Origin of the sequence: Hoeflea sp., assembly GCF_039975035.1 — a bacterium.
GTDB lineage: Bacteria > Pseudomonadota > Alphaproteobacteria > Rhizobiales > Rhizobiaceae > Hoeflea.
Window position 1 is genome coordinate 1 of the sequence record NZ_JBDWHW010000031.1, and the last position, 6,407, is coordinate 6,407.

General features: G+C 53.2%; 3 protein-coding genes, 1 tRNA gene and 1 pseudogene. 2 read left to right on the top strand and 3 right to left on the bottom strand.

Annotated elements, in window-relative coordinates:
* Positions 1 to 355: pseudogene (locus ABJN75_RS02380) on the top strand (hypothetical protein); the annotation flags it as partial.
* Positions 356 to 446: 91 nt separating this feature from the next.
* On the opposite strand, the gene ABJN75_RS02385 reads toward ABJN75_RS02380, so the two are convergent.
* Entirely contained in the window at positions 447 to 794 is a 348-nt protein-coding gene (locus ABJN75_RS02385; protein WP_348436497.1) for a hypothetical protein, read from the bottom strand.
* Positions 795 to 822: 28 nt separating this feature from the next.
* On the opposite strand from ABJN75_RS02385, the gene ABJN75_RS02390 reads away from it, so the two are divergent.
* Positions 823 to 3,978 (top strand): UvrD-helicase domain-containing protein, encoded by a 3,156-nt coding sequence (locus ABJN75_RS02390; RefSeq protein WP_348436499.1) that lies wholly within the window; start codon positions 823 to 825, stop codon positions 3,976 to 3,978.
* A gap of 53 nt (positions 3,979 to 4,031) precedes the next feature.
* On the opposite strand, the gene ABJN75_RS02395 is transcribed toward ABJN75_RS02390, so the two are convergent.
* Both ABJN75_RS02395 and ABJN75_RS02400 read right to left on the bottom strand, forming a co-directional pair.
* On the bottom strand, positions 4,032 to 5,924 hold the full coding sequence (locus ABJN75_RS02395; protein ID WP_348335777.1) for a tyrosine-type recombinase/integrase: 1,893 nt from the start codon (positions 5,922 to 5,924) through the stop codon (positions 4,032 to 4,034).
* A 348-nt stretch (positions 5,925 to 6,272) separates the two neighbouring features.
* A tRNA-Gln gene (locus ABJN75_RS02400) sits at positions 6,273 to 6,346 on the bottom strand.
* Positions 6,347 to 6,407: the final 61 nt, after the last annotated feature.

The window sequence follows — 6,407 nt, forward strand, 5'->3', positions numbered from 1 at the left end:
CATCTTTGGAGACATGTCGGACGGGGGAGGTGGAGGATCCCATTCTGATCTTGCTTCGGCAACTCGGATCGCAACTGAACTGGAGGCCTCATACGGTCTGGGAAACAGTCTTGTTCACCTTGCTCTCAGTGGCTCCAGACGTGTTCCGGATGTGTTGTTGTCAGATGCCGGTCTTCGGGGCCGTGTCGACAAAATCCTCGGCAAGGCTTTTGAGGATGCAAGCTCGCTCCTTCAGGAAAATGAAACTGCGCTTCATGCCTTGGCTGATGCGCTCATTGAAGGTCACAAGTTGGATGAGGCAGATGTTCTGGAAATTATTTCCGCGGCGGGGTGTCAGCTTCAACGGGTCAGCTAATGGTCTGTGAGACAACAGCGCATCCAAATAAAGACAAAACAAAACCGCCAGGGCAGAACTCTGGCGGTTTTGTTTTAAAAAGCTGAAACGGTCAGGTGTTCAGCAGGTCTTCGACATCGCAGCACAGTGATGTTGCCAGCATCCGGACCGGGCGCGAAACCGGAGCCCGGCTAAGTTCGGATGACAGGAGGGCGAACTTTTCCATGACGGCTTCCAGCGTCTGGGCTTTGGCATCTGCAATGGACTTCAGGGCGACATCTTCTATAACAATGAGGTCATTGATGGTGCCATCGTTCGTGCTTGCTGCTGGATCATAAAGACAACTGCGGATCTCGAAGAGCTTCGACATTGCGATATCGACGGCCCATGGTTCACTCATTGATGTTTGTGCTGCGGCGTGGAGTTCCTCCATATCATTCCGAGATTTGGTCATGTGCATTCCTTCTTGCTGACAGCAGCTCGCTCAAATGTCGGAAGACTTTTACGAGCTGCCTAATCCCGGCGATGTCGCCGGAGACAGCTGGAAACTGGCACAACCAATTCATCGTGTCCGCGGGGGAAACGATCGCAAGGTTAAAGAAATGCGATCGGGGAGGGGAAACAAATGCAAATATGGATGTTGGCAGTTTAACTGGTGCCTGTTCCAAAAAGCGGGGACGAGTTTCCAGACAGAAGTAGAGCGAACAGCAATGAAGCCGGATCCAGAGCGACAAATGACGATCATACGCGGAACGATCGCTGGCTTTTTTCTCCGTCCCTTGGGTTTCGAATATCACGGCGCAACCCTCTCACGAAAAGGGATGACCTTCTCGGGTCGATCTTCACGGGCAATCGAATATGCGCAAGTTGCCGGTCCGCCTTTCCTGACGAAGAAACTGAGTTTTACGGTGCTCGTCCTGCCGCTTGTCGACGGCAGCGAGATCAAGGTCGCCGGAGTGAAGCGGGAAGAAGCTGACCGAATGATCTCGGCGATTAGGACGGCTTGGCGCGAACACTTTGAGAAGCTTGTCAGTGGCGCTCTGGATGAACTTTCCGTGGTTTCGGATGTTGTGGATCGTCTAAAAAGGCCAAGGCGTTACCCTTCAGCCTGCCTTCTGAACCCCTTCATTGGTCGCGCCGATGACGCTCTGAAGTTCCTACCGGATCTTATCCCCGATGGTGCCTTGCCCACCGAGCAAGAGGAACTGGTTGGTGGAATTCTAGATTTCCGGAAATCGCCCGAGATGGTGCGGCGAAAGGCTATCGACGCGTTCATAGAGGCGGAACTTGTCGAGGTTGCAGCATTTCTCGATGAAATCGAATCCAACCCTCTTACGCCCGAGCAGCGGCTAGCTGTTCTGACCGATGAAGACGCGACACTCGTTTTGGCAGGTGCGGGGTCGGGAAAGACCAGTGTCATAGTCGCCAAGGCGGCATACCTCATCCGGCAAAGTATTCGGGCACCTGACGATATCCTGTTGCTGGCATTCGGCAAGGCGGCGGCGGCAGAGATGGCGGAGAGAATAGAGGAGCGGGCGGGGGCGTCCGTTACCGCATCGACGTTTCACGCTCTCGGTTATGAAATCATTCGTGAGGTTGAGAAGGGCGTTCCCGCTCTGGCTCCTCATGCGAGCGATGAGGCTCAATTCAGAGCCCTGCTACGAGATATCATGCTCAACGACGTGGCCTCGCGGCCGGACATGGCCTTGTTGTTGTTGAAATGGTTCTCGGAACTTTTGCAGCCGTACAAGAACGAATGGGATTTCAAGAACAGGTCCCAATACTACGACTATGTCGAATCCTGCGAGCTTCGAACCATGCAGGGAGAACTGGTTCGCAGCTTCGAGGAACTGGAGATCGCCAACTGGCTTTATCTCAATGGCCTCGCCTATGAGTATGAGCCGGATTACGAACATCCACTTCCGGACAATACCCGCAAGGCCTATACGCCTGACTTCCGCTTGACCGAAAGTGGCGTTTACTTGGAGCATTTCGGGGTTCGGAAGAAAAAAGGCCCGGATGGCGAGATACGGTTGGTTACGGCTCCTCATGTTGAGCGTGTAAGCTATCTCGAGGGTATGGATTGGAAGCGGCGGATCCATCTTGAGCATGGCACGACGCTGATCGAAACCTACAGTTATGAACGTGTCGAAAACCGATTGACCGAGGCTCTTGAGGAAAAGCTCGTTCCGCACGTGACGTTCAATCCGATCCCGCCAGAACGCATTCTCGAGAAACTGGTCGAGATGGGTGAAATCGATGCATTCACACAAACGCTCGGCACGTTCCTTCGGCACTTCAAGAGTTCAGGCACATCAATAGGCGCGTGCCAGGAACGCGCCCGGAAATTGGAGGACAAGGCACGCTCCCTGTCGTTCCTGAAGATATTTGAGGCCGTCTATGAGGCCTACAAGAACCGGTTGGGTGGTCGGATTGATTTCGAGGACATGATCACAAGGGCAACCGAGTATGTAAAAAGTGGTCGATACCAGAGCCGTTTCCGACACCTTCTGGTCGATGAGTTCCAGGACATCTCGGAAGGGCGTGCGCAATTGCTCCTGGCGCTGAAAGCCCAGCACAAGGACGCCCGGATTTTCGCAGTCGGGGACGACTGGCAGTCAATCTATCGGTTTGCAGGATCAGACCTGCACTTGATGCGCCATTTTGGGGAAGTGTTTGGCGGTCATTTTGCCGGAAAAGACGGAGTGCATGCAGTCGTGGATCTTGGTCGCACCTTTCGAAGTGTCGATAAGATTGCGTTGCCCGCACGTGATTTCGTGCTCAAGAACCCGATGCAGATCAAAAAGAAGGTTGTTTCGGCCCGGTCCGCCGACAGCCCTTGTTTCTCGATCATACACTATCGGCGCCGTCAGGTGGATCATGCGCTGAGATCAGCACTCGATGCCATAATAAGCCGGACAAATGGCGCCGAGGCGACCGTTTTGCTGCTCGGGCGATATAATTTTCAAAAGCCCAAATCTTTGAGCCAGACAAGCTCCGGTTATTCGAATTTGTCCATACGCTTTATGACTGTCCACGGATCTAAGGGGCTTGAGGCCGACCATGTTGTGATCTTGGGTGCGGCAGCTGGTCGGTTGGGATTTCCCTCGGAGATTGTCGATGACCCATTACTGGATCTGGTGTTGCCCGAACCGGAAAACTTCGATCATGCGGAAGAGCGCAGACTGTTCTATGTCGCACTCACGCGCGCCAAGAAGTCTGTGACAATTCTGGCCGATCGAGATGAACCATCCGTCTTCGTCAAGGAGGTGATGGAGACCGCCGCAATTGGTGTTGTTTCCGACGACAGGGAAGTCACGCCCCAGGCGAAATGCAGTGAATGCGGCGGACAAATGGTGCCCGGTTCTGCCAAATCCCGAAGGCCATATCTTGTTTGCGAACATCGCAGGCTTTGCGGTCATTCAAGTCCTTGTTGCCCTGTTTGTGGTCAAGATGCTCCAATGAGGAGTAGATCAGATTCGGACACGCTCCGATGCAGTTGCGGCGAGGATTTTCCGGCTTGTCCGGAGTGCCAGGATGGATGGTTGGTAAAACGGTCCGGCCGTTACGGTGCCTTCCTCGGCTGCGTGAATTTCCCAAAATGCGAGGGCAAGGGGAAAGTCAAACCGGCGAAACCTTCTTAAGCATTGCGGGGCGTTAAAACTTGTAAGCCCAATTCAAAAGGCAGAAATAGCCACTATCGTTTACCGCGCCGACCACGTTTCTTGTCAGGATCCTCAAACCATGGTGCCGGATCCTTCGTAGCAACGAAACTTAATAGCTCGATGGGTTTGGGTTCCAGATGTGCTGACACAACCGGATATTTTGCCAAAAGCTCGCTAACCAACGACAGGCCTGCCGGATTGGTATATCGCCTGCCGGTCTCGGTTTCTTTTTGCCGTCCGTGAATATCTTCGATGAGTTCCGGGGAAATTCCATTTTGTTTCAACGTATCTGCGTTACCGTGACGAAGGGCATGTAGCACCCGGTCCCAGTAAGGGCCGCCGTTTGCCGCATTGGCTACAAATAACGGCAGGAAATTCTTGTAAAAACGATCCCCGGGATCTGCGTTTTGGGCTTTGAATGGGTTTATCAGTTCCGGGAACAGGGCATCGTAGCCGAGCGATCGGATCTCCTCGACATAGTCCAGAAAACCCAATCTTAGCAGCTCAGGCGGAATTGGTAGGGTTCTCTCTGATTGTTTTTTCTTCAGGCGGCGGATGCTATTTTTCCTGATTTCAATCGCCCATCCGTTCGGCAATTTTTCAATGTCATTGACCGATAGACCTGCTGCTTCCGCCCTGCGCATCCCCGTGTAGACCAACATCAAGGGGATGAAATAAAGGGAATTATGGATCGTTCTCGGTCCTGCTGTCATCTGAGCTGTTTCGGATTCTACGCCCGTGAATATGGGCATCTGAAACAATCTCTCGGTCTTGTCCGGGCCAGGCTTTGCTGTTAGCGCAGCCTGTTCTTGGGCGTCCCTTTTCGACGGCATCAAACCTTTGGTTTCAAATTGAATGATCGTATGTCCACGCGAGGCGAGCACATCGCGAAAAGATTGAAGGTTGGTCATGTGCTTTCGGACCGTTGCGGCCGCAAGTCCAACCTTCGCATCGGTCTCGTCATCGGCTTCGTCAAGTCGCTTCAATCCGATATCTTCCAGTTCTGGAGCGGTGAGTGCGCGCATACGGGTGCTTTGGCCATAGTTTTTCGGGAGCAGCCCGAGGAAGTCTCTAAATGCGGCCAGATGTGCCTGACGAATTTGCCCGGTGTGTTCGACATTGAATTTAACAAGAACTTCCGTGAACATCTTGACAGCGTTTCGTGCGTCGCGTGCCGTCTCAGCCGTCCAGCCTTCTCCCTTGTTTCGCTTCCAGATCTCGAAGATGTCCATGAACTGCGATACCGGAAGCAGCACCTGCCTGTTTCCGGCAGCGAGTTCAGTATCCTGAACTGGGCTGGACGCCGTTTCCTGTTGCAGGGCTTCTTGGCCAGAGACTTTCTTTTCGTTTGGTATCTCGTCATCGTCTCTGACGGTTGCTTCAATCCCGGCGTCTTCTTCAGGGCGGGCAACGATTTTGAGAGGGGCGTCCTGAGCTGCTGCTTTGGCAAGAGACTGATCCTTTGCGTTATCACGGAAAGCAATCGGGTAGAGGGATCGAGTATTCAGCAGTACGTCAGCCTTGGCTCGGAATGTCTCGGAACGGGCGCGCTCCAGATTGAGCCGGGTTATGTTCAGACCTACGTCTTCCATCTCTTGCTTGAGAGCGTTTTCGAACATGGCGCTACGGGCGAATTGTCTTTCCTGCCGATACGTTTCGGCAATGACAGGTATGAAGTCATCCCGAACATTGTTTTCGGCGAGGAACTGGTGTCCGGCACAATCGTTCTTGAATGACAGGTCCATTGCCGTGCCGAAACGTTCGAGTAGACGAAAGGTCCAACCTGATACCAGATCGGCTTCAAGGTGGCCGGGGTTGTCGTGGCTGCCAGTTGCCCGGGCGGCAGTCACTATATCGTCCATCAAGTCGTTCATGCGATCTATTTCCGCCTTGAACAATTTTTTCAGACTGTCTTCCCGTGTCATTTTCAAGTCCCGTCGAAATCGCAACTCAGAGAGCATGGTATTGAGGCGGCGCGCCATGAACTTTGCACGCTCGTGGTCGGATTGCCTCAAGCTGAATGACAGCTTCCGGTTAAGGTCAGATTGAAAAAGTACGGATGGTATGCGTGGGCGCCAATACCAGATGTTACCGCGGCGCAGGAGATTTTGAACGTCGTGTCGTCGAGCCATAACCCGTCATCCCGTTTCCGAAATGGCGCTGTTGGGCACCAGTTCCGGGGACCAGTTTTGGGCACCAGTTGGTCGATTCGACTGAGAATGCAGATTTTGAGTCCTGTTTTCTCGTTATATATCAATGACTTGTGAATTAGTTGGCTGGGGAACCTGGATTCGAACCAGGACTAACAGAGTCAGAGTCTGCGGGTCTACCGTTAACCTATTCCCCAATCCGGCAGCGCTTGCGCTGCGCCGGTCAAAGACGTCCGTGGCGCCTTGGATAGATTTGAC

Excerpts from the sequence above, each read along its gene's own strand:
- ABJN75_RS02390 (WP_348436499.1), top strand. The coding sequence starts at position 823 with ATGTCGGAAGACTTTTACGAGCTGCCTAATCCCGGCGATGTCGCCGGA.
- ABJN75_RS02385 (WP_348436497.1), bottom strand. The coding sequence starts at position 794 with ATGCACATGACCAAATCTCGGAATGATATGGAGGAACTCCACGCCGCA.
- ABJN75_RS02395 (WP_348335777.1), bottom strand. The coding sequence starts at position 5,924 with ATGACACGGGAAGACAGTCTGAAAAAATTGTTCAAGGCGGAAATAGAT.